General features: G+C 74.4%; 13 protein-coding genes and 1 pseudogene. 4 read left to right on the top strand and 10 right to left on the bottom strand.

The annotated features are described in order from the left end of the window. Positions 1-8 precede the first annotated feature (8 nt). The 4 genes and pseudogenes from ACFYOB_RS22040 (at position 9) to ACFYOB_RS22025 (ending at position 3,363) form a co-directional block, all read left to right on the top strand. A pseudogene (locus tag ACFYOB_RS22040) lies at positions 9-777 on the top strand (TetR/AcrR family transcriptional regulator C-terminal domain-containing protein). 181 nt (positions 778-958) lie between these two features. Next, complete coding sequence (locus ACFYOB_RS22035) at positions 959-1,471, top strand: GNAT family N-acetyltransferase (protein WP_388561879.1); 513 nt, start codon at positions 959-961, stop codon at positions 1,469-1,471. Between the two features lie 238 nt (positions 1,472-1,709). Continuing rightward, positions 1,710-2,387: a hemerythrin domain-containing protein gene (locus ACFYOB_RS22030; protein WP_388561877.1), complete on the top strand. Its 678-nt coding sequence runs from the start codon at positions 1,710-1,712 to the stop codon at positions 2,385-2,387. A gap of 61 nt (positions 2,388-2,448) precedes the next feature. Then, positions 2,449-3,363, top strand: coding sequence for a TIGR03619 family F420-dependent LLM class oxidoreductase (locus tag ACFYOB_RS22025; RefSeq protein WP_388561875.1), 915 nt, complete (start codon positions 2,449-2,451; stop codon positions 3,361-3,363). Positions 3,364-3,419: 56 nt separating this feature from the next. Here the strand turns inward: ACFYOB_RS22025 and ACFYOB_RS22020 are convergent, their stop codons facing one another. The 10 genes from ACFYOB_RS22020 to ACFYOB_RS21975 all read right to left on the bottom strand — a co-directional run bounded on the left by ACFYOB_RS22020 (position 3,420) and on the right by ACFYOB_RS21975 (position 16,189). Then, the gene (locus ACFYOB_RS22020; protein WP_388561873.1) at positions 3,420-3,623 is read right to left on the bottom strand and encodes a hypothetical protein; all 204 of its coding nucleotides are present in this window, start codon (positions 3,621-3,623) and stop codon (positions 3,420-3,422) included. A 38-nt stretch (positions 3,624-3,661) separates the two neighbouring features. Beyond that, positions 3,662-7,069, bottom strand: a complete 3,408-nt coding sequence (locus ACFYOB_RS22015) for a BTAD domain-containing putative transcriptional regulator (protein WP_388561871.1) — start codon at positions 7,067-7,069, stop codon at positions 3,662-3,664. Positions 7,070-7,156: 87 nt separating this feature from the next. Continuing rightward, the gene (cpt, locus tag ACFYOB_RS22010; protein ID WP_388561982.1) at positions 7,157-7,687 is read right to left on the bottom strand and encodes a chloramphenicol phosphotransferase CPT; all 531 of its coding nucleotides are present in this window, start codon (positions 7,685-7,687) and stop codon (positions 7,157-7,159) included. A 189-nt stretch (positions 7,688-7,876) separates the two neighbouring features. Continuing rightward, a complete protein-coding gene (locus ACFYOB_RS22005) occupies positions 7,877-8,800 on the bottom strand; it encodes an SDR family oxidoreductase (protein WP_388561869.1) in 924 nt (307 codons plus the stop codon). 9 nt (positions 8,801-8,809) lie between these two features. Next, positions 8,810-10,051, bottom strand: a complete 1,242-nt coding sequence (locus tag ACFYOB_RS22000; RefSeq protein ID WP_388561867.1) for an MFS transporter — start codon at positions 10,049-10,051, stop codon at positions 8,810-8,812. A gap of 17 nt (positions 10,052-10,068) precedes the next feature. After that, complete coding sequence (locus ACFYOB_RS21995) at positions 10,069-11,361, bottom strand: alkaline phosphatase family protein (RefSeq protein ID WP_388561865.1); 1,293 nt, start codon at positions 11,359-11,361, stop codon at positions 10,069-10,071. A 25-nt stretch (positions 11,362-11,386) separates the two neighbouring features. Beyond that, positions 11,387-12,295 carry a galactokinase gene (locus tag ACFYOB_RS21990; RefSeq protein ID WP_388561863.1) on the bottom strand — a complete coding sequence of 303 codons (909 nt, stop codon included), beginning with the start codon at positions 12,293-12,295 and terminating at the stop codon, positions 11,387-11,389. Further along, positions 12,292-14,184, bottom strand: coding sequence for a methyltransferase domain-containing protein (locus ACFYOB_RS21985; protein ID WP_388561861.1), 1,893 nt, complete (start codon positions 14,182-14,184; stop codon positions 12,292-12,294). The genes ACFYOB_RS21990 and ACFYOB_RS21985 overlap by 4 nt, the downstream gene beginning before the upstream one ends. Then, complete coding sequence (locus tag ACFYOB_RS21980) at positions 14,181-15,344, bottom strand: glycosyltransferase (RefSeq protein ID WP_388561859.1); 1,164 nt, start codon at positions 15,342-15,344, stop codon at positions 14,181-14,183. Before ACFYOB_RS21980 ends, ACFYOB_RS21985 begins: the two co-directional genes overlap by 4 nt. After that, on the bottom strand, positions 15,341-16,189 hold the full coding sequence (locus ACFYOB_RS21975; RefSeq protein ID WP_388561857.1) for an alpha/beta fold hydrolase: 849 nt from the start codon (positions 16,187-16,189) through the stop codon (positions 15,341-15,343). The genes ACFYOB_RS21980 and ACFYOB_RS21975 overlap by 4 nt, the downstream gene beginning before the upstream one ends. Positions 16,190-16,196 lie beyond the last annotated feature (7 nt).

Raw genomic sequence — 16,196 nt, 5'->3', positions numbered from 1 at the left:
GGCCGGAAATGGCGAAGGACCAGCGCGGTGCGGGCGATCCCGTCCGCACGCTGGAGCTGCTGTGGCGCGAGCCCGGGCAGGAGCCGCGGCCCGGGCGGCGCGGCCCGCGGCAGGGACTCAGCGTGGACGCCGTGGTCCGCGCCGCGATCGCCCTCGCCGACGCGGATTGGCTGGCCGCACTGACCACGCGGGCGCTGGCCCAGCGGCTCGGGGTGACGCCGATGACCCTCTACACCTACGTCCCGGCAAGGCCGAGCTGCTCGACCTCATGCTGGACGAGGCGTACCGGCGCATGGACCGCCGGGAGGCGGACCCCGGCGAGGGGTGGCCGGTGAAGGTCACCCGCGTCGCCGACGACAACCGCGACCTGCTCGGCCGCCACCCCTGGATCGCCGACCTCTCCGTCACCCGCCCTCCGCTGGGCCCCGGCGTGATCGCCAAGTACGAGCGCGAGCTGGCGGCCTTCGACGGCATCGGGCTCACCGACACCGAGATGGACGCCGCCCTGACCCACCTCCTCGGCTTCGTCCACGCCAACGCGCTGGCCGCGGCCGACGCCGCCGAGCACAACAGCCGCCAGAGCGACGAGGAGTGGTGGGCCGTCAGCGCACCGCTGCTGGAGCGGGCCTTGACCCCGAGCGCTACCCGCTCGCGAGCCGAGTGGGCAGCGCGGCGGGCGCCTACGACCCGGATGGGGTCTGGGCCTTCGGCCTCCGCTGCGTCCTGGACGGCCTGGCCCGCCTGACCGGAAACCGGGAGGCCCGGCCGGGGCCGTGAGGCCTCCCAAATGGCCGGCGGCGTACGATGTGCCGAAGCGCGTCGTCGAGTTCGGCGAGGACGCCTCAGACCTCGGCTTGTCCATGCCCCAGCTGGCCATCGCCGTAAGACTCCCGCGCGACCGACCGACCACCGCGGCTGACAAGACGGCGGAACACCCGTGAGCTCCACGTCGATTCGCTTGATCGAACCCTCCGACGGCCCGGCACTCGCCGGCCTGCTCTCCCGGGACAAGCAGGCGTACGCGCGCTGGCTGCCCGCGAGGCCCGCAGAGTTCTACACGCCCGACGGGCAAGCCTCGGTCATCGAATCCCTTCTGGCCTCCCATGGCCAGGGTCTCGCGTGGCCCGGCGTCGTGGTCTCCGACGAGACCGTCATCGGGCAGGTCGGCATCAGCTCGATCCTGCGCGGCCCGTTCCAGAAGGGATTCCTCGGCTACTGGGTCTCTTCGCTCCACCAGGGACTCGGGCACACGAGCCGTGCCGTCGGCCTCGCACTGCGGATCGCCGAAGACGAGCTGAACCTCCACCGACTGGAGGCACACACCCAACTGGAGAACGTCGCGTCTCAGGCGATCCTCCGCAGGCACGGATTCAGTTCCTGGGGCATCGCCCATGAACACTTCTACGCCGACGGCGCATGGCGCGATGAAGTGTTCTGGGAAAGGAAACTGGCCGGCAGGCCCGCCTCCTGAGGGCTTGCAGATCATCAACACGTCGTCTTGATCTCGTTGGTGGGCTTGCTGGTGTGTCATCCCGGTCAGTTCGGGATCGGATAGCGGGGCCTGGTCCGTCGCGTCCGGCCGGCCAAGAACTCCCCGGGCGGCAACGGCCTCGCGAAGGAGTGGACACCCCCTGCGTCCCGGCCACCGTTGCCGGGCGGGGCAAGTCGAGTGCAAGTGGGTTGCAACCGGGGTCCGCAGGCTGGGTGTCATGACTTCGAGCAACACTTCCGTTCACCCTTACACCCGCGAGATGGCGATGATCCACCAGGTGTTCCGCCGTGAGTCGCGCCTGCTGGCCGAACTCGTTCAGGAGGTGCGGCCCGCCGACACCGACCGCTCCCGGATCCTCGCCGAGCACTGGCGGCTGTACTCCATCGGCCTGCACGCCCACCACACCGGGGAGGACGAGATGCTCTGGCCGGTGCTGCTGCCCCACCTGGATCTCGACGCCGAGCAGGTCCTGGCGATGGAGGCGCAGCACCGCGAGCTCGACGAGGGGATCGCCGAGGTGCAGCGGCTGATGGACCGGTGGCAGGCACAGGCCCTGCCCGAGGACCGCGACGAGCTCGCCGACGCGCTGCGCCTGCACCACCGGCAGCTGTGCGCCCATCTCGACGAGGAGGAGCGGGAGGTCATGCCGCTGGTCGCGCTCCACGTGAACGAGGAGCAGTGGCACGCGGTGGGCGAGCGGGGCCTGGCCGAGACGCCCCGGAACCGGCTGATGATCGCCCTGGGCGCCATCCTGGAGGACAGCTCGCCGCAGGAGCGCCAGGAGTTCCTGGCCCGGCTTCCCGTCCCGGCCCGGGTGCTGTGGCGGCTTCTGGGGCAGCGGCAGTACCGCCGCGAGACCGACCGGATCCGTGGCCGACGACGCAACGCTGCCTGACGTGCCGTCACTGCCACGCCCCCGTCCCGTACCGCACGTACCCATGGAGGAACTCGCACCGATGCGCATCGGATTCTCCGTCCCCCAGTTCGGCCCCTTCGCCGACCCCGACCGCACCGCCGGCATGTGCGCCGCGCTGGAAACGCTGGGGTGTCACAGTCTCTGGGTGGCCGACCGGCTCCTGGCACCGCTCACCCCCGCCGAGGGATATCCCGGCGGGAAGCCGATGCCCGTCCGGTACGGCACCCATCTCGACCCGTTGCTCGCCCTGGGCGTGGCGGCCACGGCCACGGAACGGGTCCGGCTCGGCAGCAGCACGCTCAACGCCCTGTGGCAGCCGCCCCTCGTGCTCGCCCGGGCGCTGACGACCCTCGACCTGATCAGCCACGGCCGCCTGGACGTGGGCATCGGGCTGGGCTGGATGCGTGAGGAGTACATGGCCGCCGGCGTGCCCTGGCAGGGGCGCGGCGCGCGGCTGGAGGAGACCCTCGACGTCCTCGACGCCGTATGGCGGTCCGACCGGGTCGTCCACACCGGCCCCCTGTGGACGATTCCCGAGTCGACCGTGCTGCCCAAGCCCCTCCAGAGCCCGAGGCCGCCGATCCTGCTGGGAGGATTCACCCCGCACGCCCTGGAGCGGGTCGGCAGGCGTGCCGACGGCTGGCTCGCCGCGTCGATGCCGCTGCCCTACCTCGACGGTCTCTGGGCGGTCGCCACCGAGGCCGCCGAGAGGGCGGGGCGCGACCCGGCGGCACTGCGCCGGGTGTTCCGCGTGAACCCCGACGTCACCGCGGCCGACGCCGACCCCGCGGAGACCCATCACCGCGGGACCGTGCGCCAGATCTGCGACCACCTCGGGGTGATGTGCACGGCGGAGACCGACGAGGTGCTCGTGGACCTCCAGCTGACGACGGATTCGCCCGAGGAGTTCCTCGACCTCGCGGCGGAGTTCATGGCCGAACTCGGGTGTGAGTAGTCGCGGTACAGAACCGGCGGCATCCAAGAGCTGTCCGTCGCCCTTGCCGGTCAGGGTTACAGCGGATCTCCGAGCGGTCGGTACTGCTCCTCCAGGTTCTTGGCCCAGTGAGCAGCGAAGTCCGGTTGTGTGCCGTCGGCATCGGTGAAGCCGTACTCCTGGTACGGGCCCCAGGTGGCCAGGGCCCGTCCGGTCTTGGCCATGATGTCGGGGTCGGCGGCCAGCGAGGCGACGGCCCGGCCCGAGCATGCGGGGGTCACCGCCGGCGTACCGGCCGCCCCTGCCGTAGGGGCACCGCCTACGCGGGCTCCGGCGGCAGGCCGGCCAGCCCGGCCTGCGCTGCGTCCGCCCAGAGGGGCGAGTCCCACGCGGCCGCCACCCTCGCGGCTTCGAGGTAGTGGCGCCGGGCCTGTTCGGGGCGGTCCAGGAACCGGGCGAGTTCGCCCAGGGTCTGCGCGACGGGCCGGAAGACGAGGCTGAGGCTGCTCGCGCCGCCCGCCAGCCCCCGCAGGGGCAGCAGGTCCTCGTACACCTCGGTGGCCGCCGCCGTGTCGTGGAAGGCGATGGCGGCCATGCCGCGCATCCCGGCCAGGATGGGGAAGGCGAAGTCGCGCCGGAGGGGTACGCGCAGGCCGAAGATCTCCCGGGCCTCTTCGGGCCGGCCGGCGGCCAGCAGCGCGAGCGCGGCGAGGGATTCGTTGTGCGGCTTGTACTGCTCCCACACCGCCAGCAGTACGGGCAGCATCTCGGCGAGCCGGCCCTGCTGCAGGCGGATGCAGCCGACGCTCAGGGCGGCCAGCCCGCTGAGGTCCACCGCCCCCCGTGCCCGCAGCTCCGCCACCGCCGTCCCCAGGGCCTGCTCCGCCTCGTCGAAACGCCCCTGTGCCATGGCGAGCATGGGGTGGCGGAGCCTGGCCACCGCGAACGCGCCCTGGAGCTCGTACCTGCGGGCGATCTCGTCCGCTCGTACGAGGCACCGCTCCATCTCCGCCGGGTCGTTGCGGGCGGCGGCGATCCGGGCGGCGACGTAGGCGCTCATCCAGGAGTACTCGGGGCTGTCCTGGGTGTCGGCCACCTCGGCGAGTTCCCGGTGGAGCTCCAGGTAGGCGACGGGTTCGAGTTCGACGTCGACCTTGCGCAGCAGCGACGTGAGGGTGAGGCCCCGCAGGCGGGGCTCGTCCACGGTCCGGGCGAGTTCCACGGCGCGGCGCGCCACGGCCCCCGCGCGGGGATCGGTGTCGTCGAGTGCGTCGGACAGCTGGTCGAGGAGCAGGCACCGCTGCCGGTCGGCCAGCGCCGGGTCCTCCAGCAGTTCCCCGAGCTCCTCGACGGCTTCCGGGTCGGACGCCGCGTACGGGCGGACGCGCCAGGGCGTCGGCTCGGTCCACGTCGTGTAGGCGGCGGTCAGCAGGTCGGCCCGGCCCTCCGCGCGGGCCACCCGTACGGCCTGTTCCTGGGCTTCGCGGGCGGGTACCACGGCCCCCATCCGGATCCGGCAGTCCACCAGCTGCCCCAGCAGCATCACCCGCAACAGGGCCGCATCCTGGTCGGCGAAGGCGGCCGGATGGTCGGCGAGGAGGCCGAGGGCCGCGTTCAGGAGGGCCTCGGCGTTCTGCGGGGCGTAGCGGCGCACCGCCTGCTCGCACGCCAGCCGGGCGTGACGGACCGCGGGCCCGGCGTCGGCGGTCACGACCGCGGCAGCCTGCAGGAGGTGGTGGGCGGTGGCGGCGACGTCGTCCGAGCCGAGGGCGAGCAGGCTCCTGCCCAGGCGGGAATGCATCCGGGCCAGCCGCAGGCGCGTGAGGTCGCCCTCCAGGGCGTCCCGAACGAGGGCGTGGGTGAAGCGGACCGTGCCCGGACGCGGCTCGGTGAGCAGTCCGGCGGTGACGCCCGCGTCCAGGGCGTCGAGGAGCTGCTCGCCGCCGCCGTCCGCGGCGTGGACGAGGAGGGCGACCGGAGCCTCGCGCCCGGCGACGGCCGCCAGCCGCAATCCGGCCGTGACGGTCGGTGCGAGCAGGGCCAGCCGTCGCCGCAGTACGTCCTGGACGCCCTGCGGGACGCGGGCGAGCGCCTGGTGCTCGCCCTCACCGGCCAGCAGGAGCGAGCTCTCGCGCAGGTAGAAGGGGTTGCCCCCGGCCCGTTCGGCCAGGGCCGTCGCGGCGTGGTCGCTCATGGCGGCCGCGCCCCGCCGCAGCAGTTCCTTCGCCTGGGCGTCCGACAGTCCGCCGAGCGCCAGCCGTACGGGCGAGCAGGCGGCGAGCCGTGCCAGTGCACCGGTCAGATCGCCCTCACCGGTGCGGTACGAGCCCACCAGGAGCAGCGGTACGTCGCGCAGCTGCTCGGCGCAGAGCAGGAACAGCTCGATGCTCTCCCGGTCACCGCGGTGCAGGTCGTCCAGCACGATCGCGAGCGGCCGCCGCAGCGCCGTGTCGCGGAGCCAGCCGAGCAGCGCCCTGTGCAGGCGGAAGCGCCGGGCCGGGCTGCCTTCCGGCAGCCCGGAGTCCCTCTCCGTGCCCGGAGCCAGAAGCGGGGCGAGCTCACCGGCGTACGGGCCCGGTGGCGCGGCCTGCGCCAGGCCCGGCAGCATGTCGAACCAGGCCCAGCCGGGCGGGGCGCCGTCGGTCTCCGGGCACTGTCCGGACCCGACCAGCCAGTCCTGCGCCGGCAGTTGACGTACGGCGGCCCCCAGGAGGCTCGATTTGCCGATACCGGCCTCTCCGGAGATCAGGACCACCTGCGCCCGGCCGCCCCGTGCCCGGTCCGCGGCGGCGGCGAGCCCGGCCAGTTCCCCGTCACGGCCCAGGAGCCGGTCCGCCGTCAGGGTCGTCGGCGTCCCGCCCCCGCCCCCGCGTCCGACAGGCGCGATCGCGGCCCGCGCCGGTGCCGAGGCGGAAGCGGCCGCCTCGGGGGGCTCGGTGGTCGCGGCGGGTGTCCCGGTCGCCCGGTGGAGTACCTCCAGGCGCTGGTGCAGCAGGGCCTGCTCCAGTTCCACCAAGGTGGGCCCGGGCTCGACGCCGAGTTCCTCGCCGAGGACGTGCCGGGCCTGCCGCAGCGCGGCCAGGGCGTCCCCTTGGCGGTCGCGGGCCCACAGCGCCAGGGCCAGCAGCCGCCAGCCCTCCTCGTGCAGCGGCTGCTCCCGGGTCAGCGCGCCGGCGTCGGCGAGGGCCTGCGCGGCCTGCCCGCCGGCCAGCCGTGCCGCTGCGAGGCGTTCGCGGGCGGTGCGGTGCACCTCGTCCAGGCGGGCGCGCTCGCCGGCGGTCCACGACTCGTCCGAGAACTCGGCGTACGGCTGCCCGCCCCACGAGCCGAGCGCCTCGGCCAGGCCGTCGACGGCGACGTGGGCGGGCAACTCCGGCGCCGAGCAGGCCATCACGCGGCCCTCGAACACCCAGGCGTCGACCGCGTCCGGCTCCAGGGCGAGGGCATAGCCGTAGGGCGCGCTGACCAGGAGCCGCGCAGGCGTGCGCGGCGCGCGTCCCGGTTCGAGGGCGCGCCGCAGACGCGCGATGTAGGCGTGAAGAGATGCCTGGGCGCTCGACGGGATGCGGGTCGGCCACAACCGCTCGATGATCCGCTCCGTCGGCACGACCGCCCCACGGGCGAGCAGCAGTTGGACCAGGACCATCCGGGCGAGCCGACCGCCCACATCGACGGGACGGCCGTCGACTTCGACCCGGAACGAGCCGAGCACCTTCAATGTGACCATGACAAGACCATCGTAAGCGGCACACCGCAGCTCGATCCGCCCGCGGAACTCACGCCGGTCGGATGGTCAGACGGAAGACCCCAGTGATCACTTGACCTGCGCGGCGATGGTCCGTGCGCACTCCATCGCCTCCGCGTGTGTGGTGTCCACCTCCAGGTCGTAGGTCACGCCCTGGTGGACCACTTCCGCCTGGGACGCAGCCATCCCGACGGTCCGATCGCCTCGTGCGACCTCGCGGCCTGCGGCCACCGCAGCGTCACACCTGACGCCGACCCACAGCACCCCCAGTTCACCCAAGGCCTTCTGCCATCGCTGCTGTGAGTACGCTCCGCCGAGGAAGACCTCATCGACGATGACCCGGGCACCCGCACGGGCCATCGCGGCGACCCCTGCGATCCAGGCCGCTTCCATCGTCCGGAACTCAGGACCGACGATCACCTCTCCGTCCGGAGCGAACTCGATCCCCCCGTCCGACGCCTGCATGGACGCCGGCATCGCTTCAACCAGCGTGTCCGTCCCGAGGGCCAGCCATGGATCCGGCAGGACCGCCTGCAGGCAGCGAACGATCCCGGACTTGCCCGAACTGGATCCACCGTTGACAACGATCACTTGAGTCATCACCGCGCCACAGTAGGGGCGCCGGGGCAACACTCGAAACGGATTTCCGTTGTTCCAGTCGGGGTGCCTGTGGGTGGGCGGTCCGGCTGCGCGGGGTGAGCGGGCCGGGCGGGTTTCCGCGACGGCGTCAGTACCAGCGCTGGTCCGGCATGCCGTACAGCAACAAAGACCGAACCTGGCCAAGCCCTCCTAGCGGTAGCCGGCGGCGTTCGCCGGGCGGCCGGGGTCCTGGACCTCGACCATGTACCGCCACGCGTCCGGACGGCTGCCGTCGAGATCCGTGAAGCCGTAGACCCGGGCGAGCTGCCCGCTGGAGAGGGACTGCCCGTTCCAGCGCGCCACGTCCGGGTCCGCGGCGAGCGCCGCGACCGCGCGGCCCACGTACGACGGGGTCTCGGAGATGCAGAAGTGCGGGACCGTCGCCAGCGCGTCCCGCCAGTTCTCCTCCGCCACACCGAAGTTGTCGAGCATCATCTCCGAACGCAGCCAGCCCGGCGTCAACGCCACCGCCGTCGCCCCGCGCGGGCCCAGTTCGTGCCCGAGCGCGAACGCCATGCGCAGGACCGAGGACTTGGCGATGTCGTAGAAGAACGACACCCGGTAGCGGCTCGCGTTGTACTCGGATGTGCCGTCCGTCATCTCCACGACCAGCCCGCCCGGCTCGCGCAGCAGCAGCGGCAGCGCGAAGTGGCTCGTGACGGCGTGGGTCTCCACCGCCAGCCGCATCAGCCGCAGCCCCTTGTCCAGATCGTGCTCCCACACCGTGCTGTCCCACTCGAAGAGCAGCTCGCCGCCCCAGATGTCGTTGACCAGGACGTCGAGGCGGCCCTGTTCGCCGTCGATCCGTCCGACCAGGGCCTCGACCTCGGACGGCACCAGGTGGTCGGCCACCACCGGGATCCCTCTCCCGCCCGCGGCCGTCACCAGCTCGGCGGTCTCCTCGATCGTCTCGGGCCGGTCGTACTCCGACCGCTTCCCCCGGGTGCTGCGCCCCGATACGTACACGGTCGCGCCCCGCGCGCCCAACTGGACCGCGATGCCGCGGCCCGCGCCCCGCGTCGCCCCGGCCACGAGGGCGACCTTGCCTTCGAGCGTGCGCTGTTCCTCCGCCATGGCCCGACCCTACGGCGCTTGCCCCTTCCCCTGCCCGCCGGACACGGCAACCGCCGCCAGGGACAGCAGCAGCCCTCCGGCCGCCGCGCCGAGGGCCGGACCCGGCCCCCACAGCGTCCAGGCCGCCCCGAAGAGCAGGGAGCCCGCGAACCGCGCCAGCGCCTGCACCGTCTGGAGCACCGCGAGCCCGCTGGTGCGCAGTTCGGCCGGGAGCAGCGGCCCGGCCGCGGCCATCAGCACCCCGTCGGTGGCCGCGTAGAACAGGCCGAGGAGTACGAGGACGCCGACGACGAGCGGTGGACCGGCCGGCACGGGGGCCAGGAGCAGCAGGCAGGCCCCGAGCGGCGGCACGTGACCGCCGAGGAAGACCCGGCCGCGGCCGAGCCGGTCGGCGAGGCGGCCCGTGGGCAGCGCCGTCAGCAGGAACACCGCCGCCGTGCCGACGGGCAGCAGCGGGAAGTACGCGGCCGGCAGGTCGAGTCGGCGCTGGAGCAGCAGATAGAGGAAGGCGTCGCCGACCGTGAACAGGCCGAGCGCGGCCGCGCTCGCGCAGAGCCGCCGCAGCCCGGCGATCCGTACGAGAGTGCGCACGCCCGGCAGCGGGGTGCGGACGGCCGGCGCGGGGGCCTCCCGTACGAACAGGACCAGCACGACCACCCCCAGTACCGCGACGCAGCAGCTCACGGTGAACACGGCCGCGTACCCGTCCACCACGGCCCACAGCACCCCGAACGCGGCCAGCGGCCCGAGCAGCGCGCCCGCCGTGTCGAGGGCGCGGTGCACGCCGAAGGCGCGGCCCTGTGCCTCCGGCGGGCAGGACAGCGAGATCAGCGCGTCGCGCGGGGCGGTACGCAGGCCCTTGCCGGCCCGGTCGGCGGTGAGCACCGCGGCCACCGACCAGGGGGTGGCTACGGTGAGCAGGGCCGCTTTGCACGCGGCGGAGAGCGCGTAGCCGAGGCCCGCCACGAGTCTGCGGCGGCGGGTGCGGTCCGCGACGCGGCCGCCCGCGAGGCGAAGCAGCGCGGTGGCGCCCTGGTAGAGCCCGTCCAGGGCGCCGAACGCGAGCGGGGACATCCCGAGCCCGGCCACCAGGTACAGCGGCAGGACGGCGGTGACCATCTCCGCCGAGACGTCCGTGAGCAGGCTGACCATGCCGAGCGCGAACACCGTGCCGGGGACGGCCCGCAGGGGGCCGCGCCGGGCCGGAGCCTCCCCGGCGATGTCCGCGGCCCGGCTGGTCGACAGGTACACGGATGCCTCCTCGGCGTCTAGAACCAGTTGACGGTGAGCGGGAAGGCGGCGGTGACGGTGGCGCCCGTGGAGTCGGTGGCGGTGGCGGTCACCTGGACCGTGCCGCTGCCCCACGGCTTGCCGCTGATCCGGCCGGTGCCGGCGTCGACGCTCAGGCCCCAGGGCAGGCCGGTGGCCGCGTAGCGGATCGGGGACTTGCCGCCGGTGGCGCTGAGCTGGATGGTGCAGGACTGGTTGAACTTGCAGGTCTGCGGGCCGGGATCGGCGAGCTTCAGGTCACCGGGGGTGGGAGTGGGCGTCGGCGTGGGGGTTGGTGTCGGCGTCGGGGTGGGTGTCGGGGTCGGAGTGGGCGTGGGCGTCGGGGTCGGGGTGGATCCGCCGAACACCTCACCGATCGGCTGGACGTTGGCCGCGTTGCCCGCGTGCGTGGCCGTGCCGAAGAGGTCCTCGAAGGTCCGCAGCAGGTGGTGGTGGTTGAAAGCGGTGGTGTACTTGCCCGTCTTGACGTTCGCGCCGTAGAAGACGGTGGCGATCTGGTTCGAGCCGAGGTAGTTGTCCTCGTCCCACGTCAGTACCAGCAGGCTGTTGTTGGCCTTCGCCCACTGGGCGTAGGCGTCGATGTTGTTCTTCGTCCAGGTGTCGCCGGTGCCGACCGAGCACGAGTGCATGTCGTTGCACTGGTTGGGTACCACGAAGGACAGGTCCGGCAGCGCCGCGAAGTTGTTCTGCGGGAACTGCGTCCAGGTCTTCCCCGTGTTCAGCGGCACGTTCTTGAAGGCGAACCACGGGTTGTGCTTCTGCGCGTACTGGCCGTTCGTGCAGGCCGTGGACCCCTCGCCGGGCAGGTCCTCGTTGTACGTCGCGAAGGTCTTGCCGGCCGCGATCAGCTCCTGTCCGAGGTTCGCCGCCGTCATCGACTGCGGCGTGTAGCAGCCGTCGCCCGTGATGCCCTGCGTGGAGCCGGAGAAGAGGTTGAAGTAGTTGGGCTGGCTCGGGTGGGTCAGCGCCTTCATACCGGTCAGGCTCGCGCCCGCGTTCGCCAACTGGTTGATGTACGGGGCGTTCGCGCTGCCGATGATCTCGCCGTACTGCTTGTTCTCGTACACGACGACCACCACGTGGTCGTACGCGGGCAGCGCGGCCGCGGCGACGGCCGACCCGGTCGCGGACCCGGTCACGGAACCGCTCTCCGCCGCCTGGGAGTTGGCGACGGTGAACGCGCCGAGCAGGCCGAGCGCGCCGACTCCGGCCATGAGCGCGGACCAGCGGGCCCCGCGTCTGGGGCGGGCCTTGGGTGACGGAAGGGGCATGGGTGGTTCCTCCTCGTGGGTGGTGTCACTCCTCGCGCCGGGCCGCACCGGCCACGGCGATGTTCAGGAACCGCGGTACGGGCCGCCCGCGGTCGCGGAACTCGTGCGCGACCGCGGCCCGTACCGCCGTCAGCCGGGCCTCGGGCAGCAGCACCAGCACACTGCGCCCCGGCTCCGGTCCGGGCGGCCAGGCGCTCAGCGCCCCGGCCCGGCGGGCGCAGGCCACGGCCCGCGCCAGCTCCGCCGCCGGGTCCGTGCCCCCGTCGTCGCCGCGCACCGCCACGAGCACCAGCCGCGCTCCCGAGACGGCCGGGTCGAAGGGGACGTACCGCCGGCTCGCCCGGGACCCGGCGTCCAGCAGCAGGGCTTCGCCGGGCCGGGCGAAGAGCACCGCCCGGCGCAGGGCGTCGTCCCCGTCCGGAAGGGCCTCGGCCAGCAGCCGGACCAGGTGCGCGCGGTCCGGCCGTTCGTCCGGCCCCGTGTGTACGTCGGCCACCGCGAGCGCCAGCGCGCAGTCGGCGGGCTCCGCCGTGGCCAGCCCGGCGGCCGCCGTGAGCGAGCCCTGCACGTGCAGGTCGGTGCCGCCGCGGCCGTAACCGGCCCCGGCCAGCGCCCGCAGCACGGCGTACGGCCGGACCGCCCATGCGGGCGCCGCGGGCGGCGGCCCGGACAGCGTCAGCGGCAGATCGCAGCCGTCCGCGGGGTGGCCCAGCGAGCTGAGACGCACCATGCCGTCGGTGCGCGGAGCCGCGGCGGCGGCCGTGGGCCAGCTCGCCGCCGCGACCAGTCCGGGGGAGCCCAGGTGAAAGGCGTACGGGGCACTCCACACGGCGGCCGGGGGCCGGCCGTGCGCGGCCTCCAGGGCGTAGGCGACGAGGCGGAAGAGCGGATCGGCGGTGGCCCGGCGGGCCAGGTCGCCCGCGGCGGCCGTCACCGGAGCTCCTTGCGGGCCAGGATCCGGTAGGCGTTGCCGCCGTCCGTGGCACGGGCGGCCGCCGTGCGCAGGGCGTCCAGCACCGCCGCGCCGGCGAAGCACGGCAACGCGGCCGCCCGTACGGTGTGCGCGAGGGCCCGGGCACGGGGCGTGGCCGGCGGGCCCCACGGCCGGTCCGGGTCCGGGGCCAGCCGCGTCACGGTGAGGGCCACCGCGCCGAAGAAGTCGTTGCCCTGGTGGGCCGGGCCGTGCTCCTCGGCGAGGACGGTGAATCCCCGGTCGGCCAGCGCCTCGCGCAGGTTCGTGGCGGGCACCAGGTGCTGGTGCTGCGGCTGGAACCAGGGCAGCCACGCCGGGCCGAGCAGCCGGGCCATGCGCGACTCCGGGTCGGGAACCTCGATGGTCAGGAACCCGCCGGGGGCGAGGACGGCGGCCGCCGCGTCCAGTTCGGCCAGCGGCTCCCGGGTGTGCTCCAGGTAGTGGTACATGCTGACCACCTCGTACTGGCCCGCCAGCTTCGAGGCGAACTCGGGGAACTGACCCTGGTAGCCGGTCTCCACCCAGCCGCGGCGCTCGGCCGCACGCACACCGTCGCCCATGTCGAGTCCGTCGAACCGGGTCCGCGGCCAGACGGCCCGCGCCGCGTTGCAGAAGTGGCCGTGCCCGGTGCCCACGTCGAGCCAGGACGAGGGCTCCGTGTGCGGGAGGAGCATCCGGGCGCGTGCCCGGTAGGCGGGGCCGAGCCGGCCGAAGACCGTGCCCGCTCCCTCGCCGCCGCGCCCGTCGTAGAAGTCGCGGTAGTAGAACTCCAGCCCCTGCGGGCTCAGCCGGGGATTCTGGAAGACGTGCCCGCAGCCCCCGCACTGCTCCAGGGTGAACCGGCCGGGCTTGCCCTGGAGCAGGTCGGGCACCCGGACCCGGACGGTGAGCCGGAGGGAGCCGCACCACGGGCAGTCCGCGCGGCGCGGTTCGAGGAAGCGCCCGGGGCCCGCGGCCAGGTCCTCGCGGTAGGCCTCCGCCCGGGCGGCCTCGTCGCCCGCGCCGTCACTCCCGTCCCCGCCGCCCGCGCGGCCGGCCGGGGTACGGGCGACCGCCGCGGCCGTACGCAGGGCGGCGCCGAGCGAGCGCAGCGGCCGGGCGGCGGTGGCCCCGGCCAGGTCGGCGGGGCGCAGCGGGGAGCCGGGCCCGCCGAGGGCGAGGTACGGCTGGAGCCAGTACAGCCCGGCCGCGGCGGCGCCCCACCGGCCCTGGCGCAGGGCGACGCCCGCCAGCAGGGCCAGACCGGAGAGCTGGGCAGCGGCTAGTGCCCCCGGCGGCAGCCCCTGGGCGCGCAGCTCGGCGGCCCGGGCGGGCCCGGTCGCCTCGGTCCGCGGTCCGCAGCTCAGCGCGGGGGCGATGGCCAGGCCCGTGGCCCCGGCGGCGTACTCCTTCAAACGGCGGGTGAGCGCGAGGAGTTCCTCCGGCCCGGGGCGCGGGCCGCCCGGTTCGACCCCGGCCCGTTCGAGCACCTCCTCGGCGACCAGTACGGCGAAACCGGCGCCGCGCCCCTCACCGAGCCGGTCGTCGCGGTAGCGGCCGGGGTCGACCAGACGCAGCAGCCCCAGGGCCCGCTCGGTGGCCAGGTCCGCCGGGAGCAGGTCCAGTACCCGCAGCCCCTCCCGGTCGGCGTGCGCGCAGGCGGCGAGGAAGGTGACCGCGTCGGGTTCGACCCCTTGGGCGGTGAGCAGCCGCCACCCGGCGGCCCGCGGCACCGTGGTCGCGGCGGACGGGACCGCGGGCAGCACCGGGATCGCCCGCAGCCGGCGGCCGGCCCGTACGGTGCCGGCGCCGAGCGCGGCCAGCACGACGGCGGAGGTCCACCGGACCCGGGTGATCGGGAGTGGCGTCATAGCAGCTTCTCCAACCGGTCGGCCGCGGCGGCGGCTCCGCCCGCCGCGGCGAATGAGGCCTGGATCCGCCGGGCGGACCGGCGGTGGCCGGGATCGTCCAGCACGGCCGTGATCGCGTCACGCAGTTCCTCGGCCCGGGTCCTGCCGAACCGCACGCGCACCCCGGCCCCGGCCTCCACGACCTGCCGGGCCACGATCGGCTGGTCGTCCCGGATCGGCGCGACCACCAGCGGCAGCCCGTACGCGAGGGCCTCGCAGACGGTGTTGTGGCCGCCGTGGCAGACCACCGCGTCCAGGTGCGGCAAGAGTTCCAGCTGCGGGACGCTCTCCTGCAGCAGGACGTGCCCCGGTACGGACCCGACCAGCGCGGCCGGTGCCGCCAGTACCAGCTGCACCTCCTCGGCGAGGCGTTCTGCCGCGCCCAGTACCGCCGCGTAGAACCTGCCGCCGGCCTCCTGGTTGAGCGTGCCCAGCGACACCAGCACCCGCCGCCGGGCCGGATCCAGGCGCTGCCAGGGAAACCCCGGCGCGGGCGGCCGGGCCCCGAAGGCGGGACCGACGAAGGCGTGGTGCGGCGGGAAGCCGTCCCGCACTCCGACGAGTTCGGGAGTGGAGAAGACCAGCACGAGCCGGTCCGAGAACCGCGGATCCCAGTCCGGCGGCCGTGACCCGAACTCCGCGAGGAGTCCGGAGATCTGCCCGGCCACCCACTCCCCGACCTTCGGGAAGTCCGCGAAGGGCCGGGTGAGTTCGGCCGAGGTGCTGGCGGACGTCGCCCACGGGAGGCCGAGCCGCCGGGCCACCAGCGGCCCGGCCAGGGCCTGCTGGTCGGCGACCAGCAGGTCGGGTGCGAAGTCGTGGACGGCCAGGGTCACCCCCGGGACCATCGCCCGGGCCAGCGGCACCAGCGCCTCCTCCCACAGGAACCGCAGCGCCCCGACCCCGCGCAGGTCGCGCCAGCGCTCGTGCAGCGTCGCGTAGCCGCCGCCCGCCTCCTCGCCGGCGGGCAGGATCCGGGCCGACGGGGGCAGCAGCCGGGCCAGCGCCGCAGCCGGTCCCGTCCAGGCGACCTCGTGCCCCCGCGCGGCCAGTTCGGCCCCGACGGCCACGGTCGGATTGACGTGCCCGGCCAGCGGCGGCACCGTGAAGAGCACCCTCATGGGACCAGCGCTCCCGCCCGCGGCCCCGCCGCCACGGCAGCCGCCGCGGCCGTCGCGGCCGTCGCGTCGAGATGGGCGAGCACGGCCTCCCGCAGGGCCCCGCTGCTCTCCTTGAGGACGTCGTGGCCCAGGTCCGGCAGGATCCGCAGCGCGCCGTCCGGCGCGTGGCGGACCAGTTCCCGGGCGCCCGGCACCAGTTCGGAGTGCTCGCCGCACACGACCAGCACCGAGCAGCGCAGCCGCGCGTAGTCGGCCGGGGTGAAGGTGCGGCCGGCGGCGATGTCGTCGATGAGCGTGGTGCGGTTGAGCAGGTCGTCGGCGATGGCCGTGAGATGGGCGGCCTTGCGCAGGCGCAGGGTGAGCAGCTCCGCCGGTACCGGGCTGTCCTCCAGACTGAGCGCGGCCGCCGAAAGAGTGTCCACCATGTTCTCCACCCAGGCTCCGCCGAGCGGGGGTTCGAGGAGCGTGAGACCGGCGACGAGGTCGGGCCGGGCCAGGGCGGCGTGCACCGCCAGGGTCCCGCCGTAGCTGTTGCCGACCAGGTGCACCGGGCGGTGCCCGAGGTCCAGCGCGCCGAGCAGCGCGAAGAGGTCCCGTACGGCGGTGCGGCTGTCGTAACCGCTCGCGGGCCGCTCGGTACGGCCGTGGCCGCGCAGGTCGTAGAGGACGGCCTCGTGGCCGGACCGGGCCACGGGCACGGCCAGAGGACAGTAGAAGGAGGACAGGTTGTCGACGACCAGGCCGTGAAGGAAGACGACCACGGGCCGGTCGGGACGGGCGGCCCCGGCGGTGGCCGGGAGCCGCTGGACGTGGAATTCCAGGGAGTTGGCGGAGACGACGGCCATGGCGGGC

Source organism: Streptomyces sp. NPDC006463 (genome assembly GCF_042870715.1).
Classification (GTDB): Bacteria; Actinomycetota; Actinomycetes; order Streptomycetales; family Streptomycetaceae; genus Streptomyces.
This window is presented reverse-complemented; position numbering and strand designations above follow the sequence as displayed.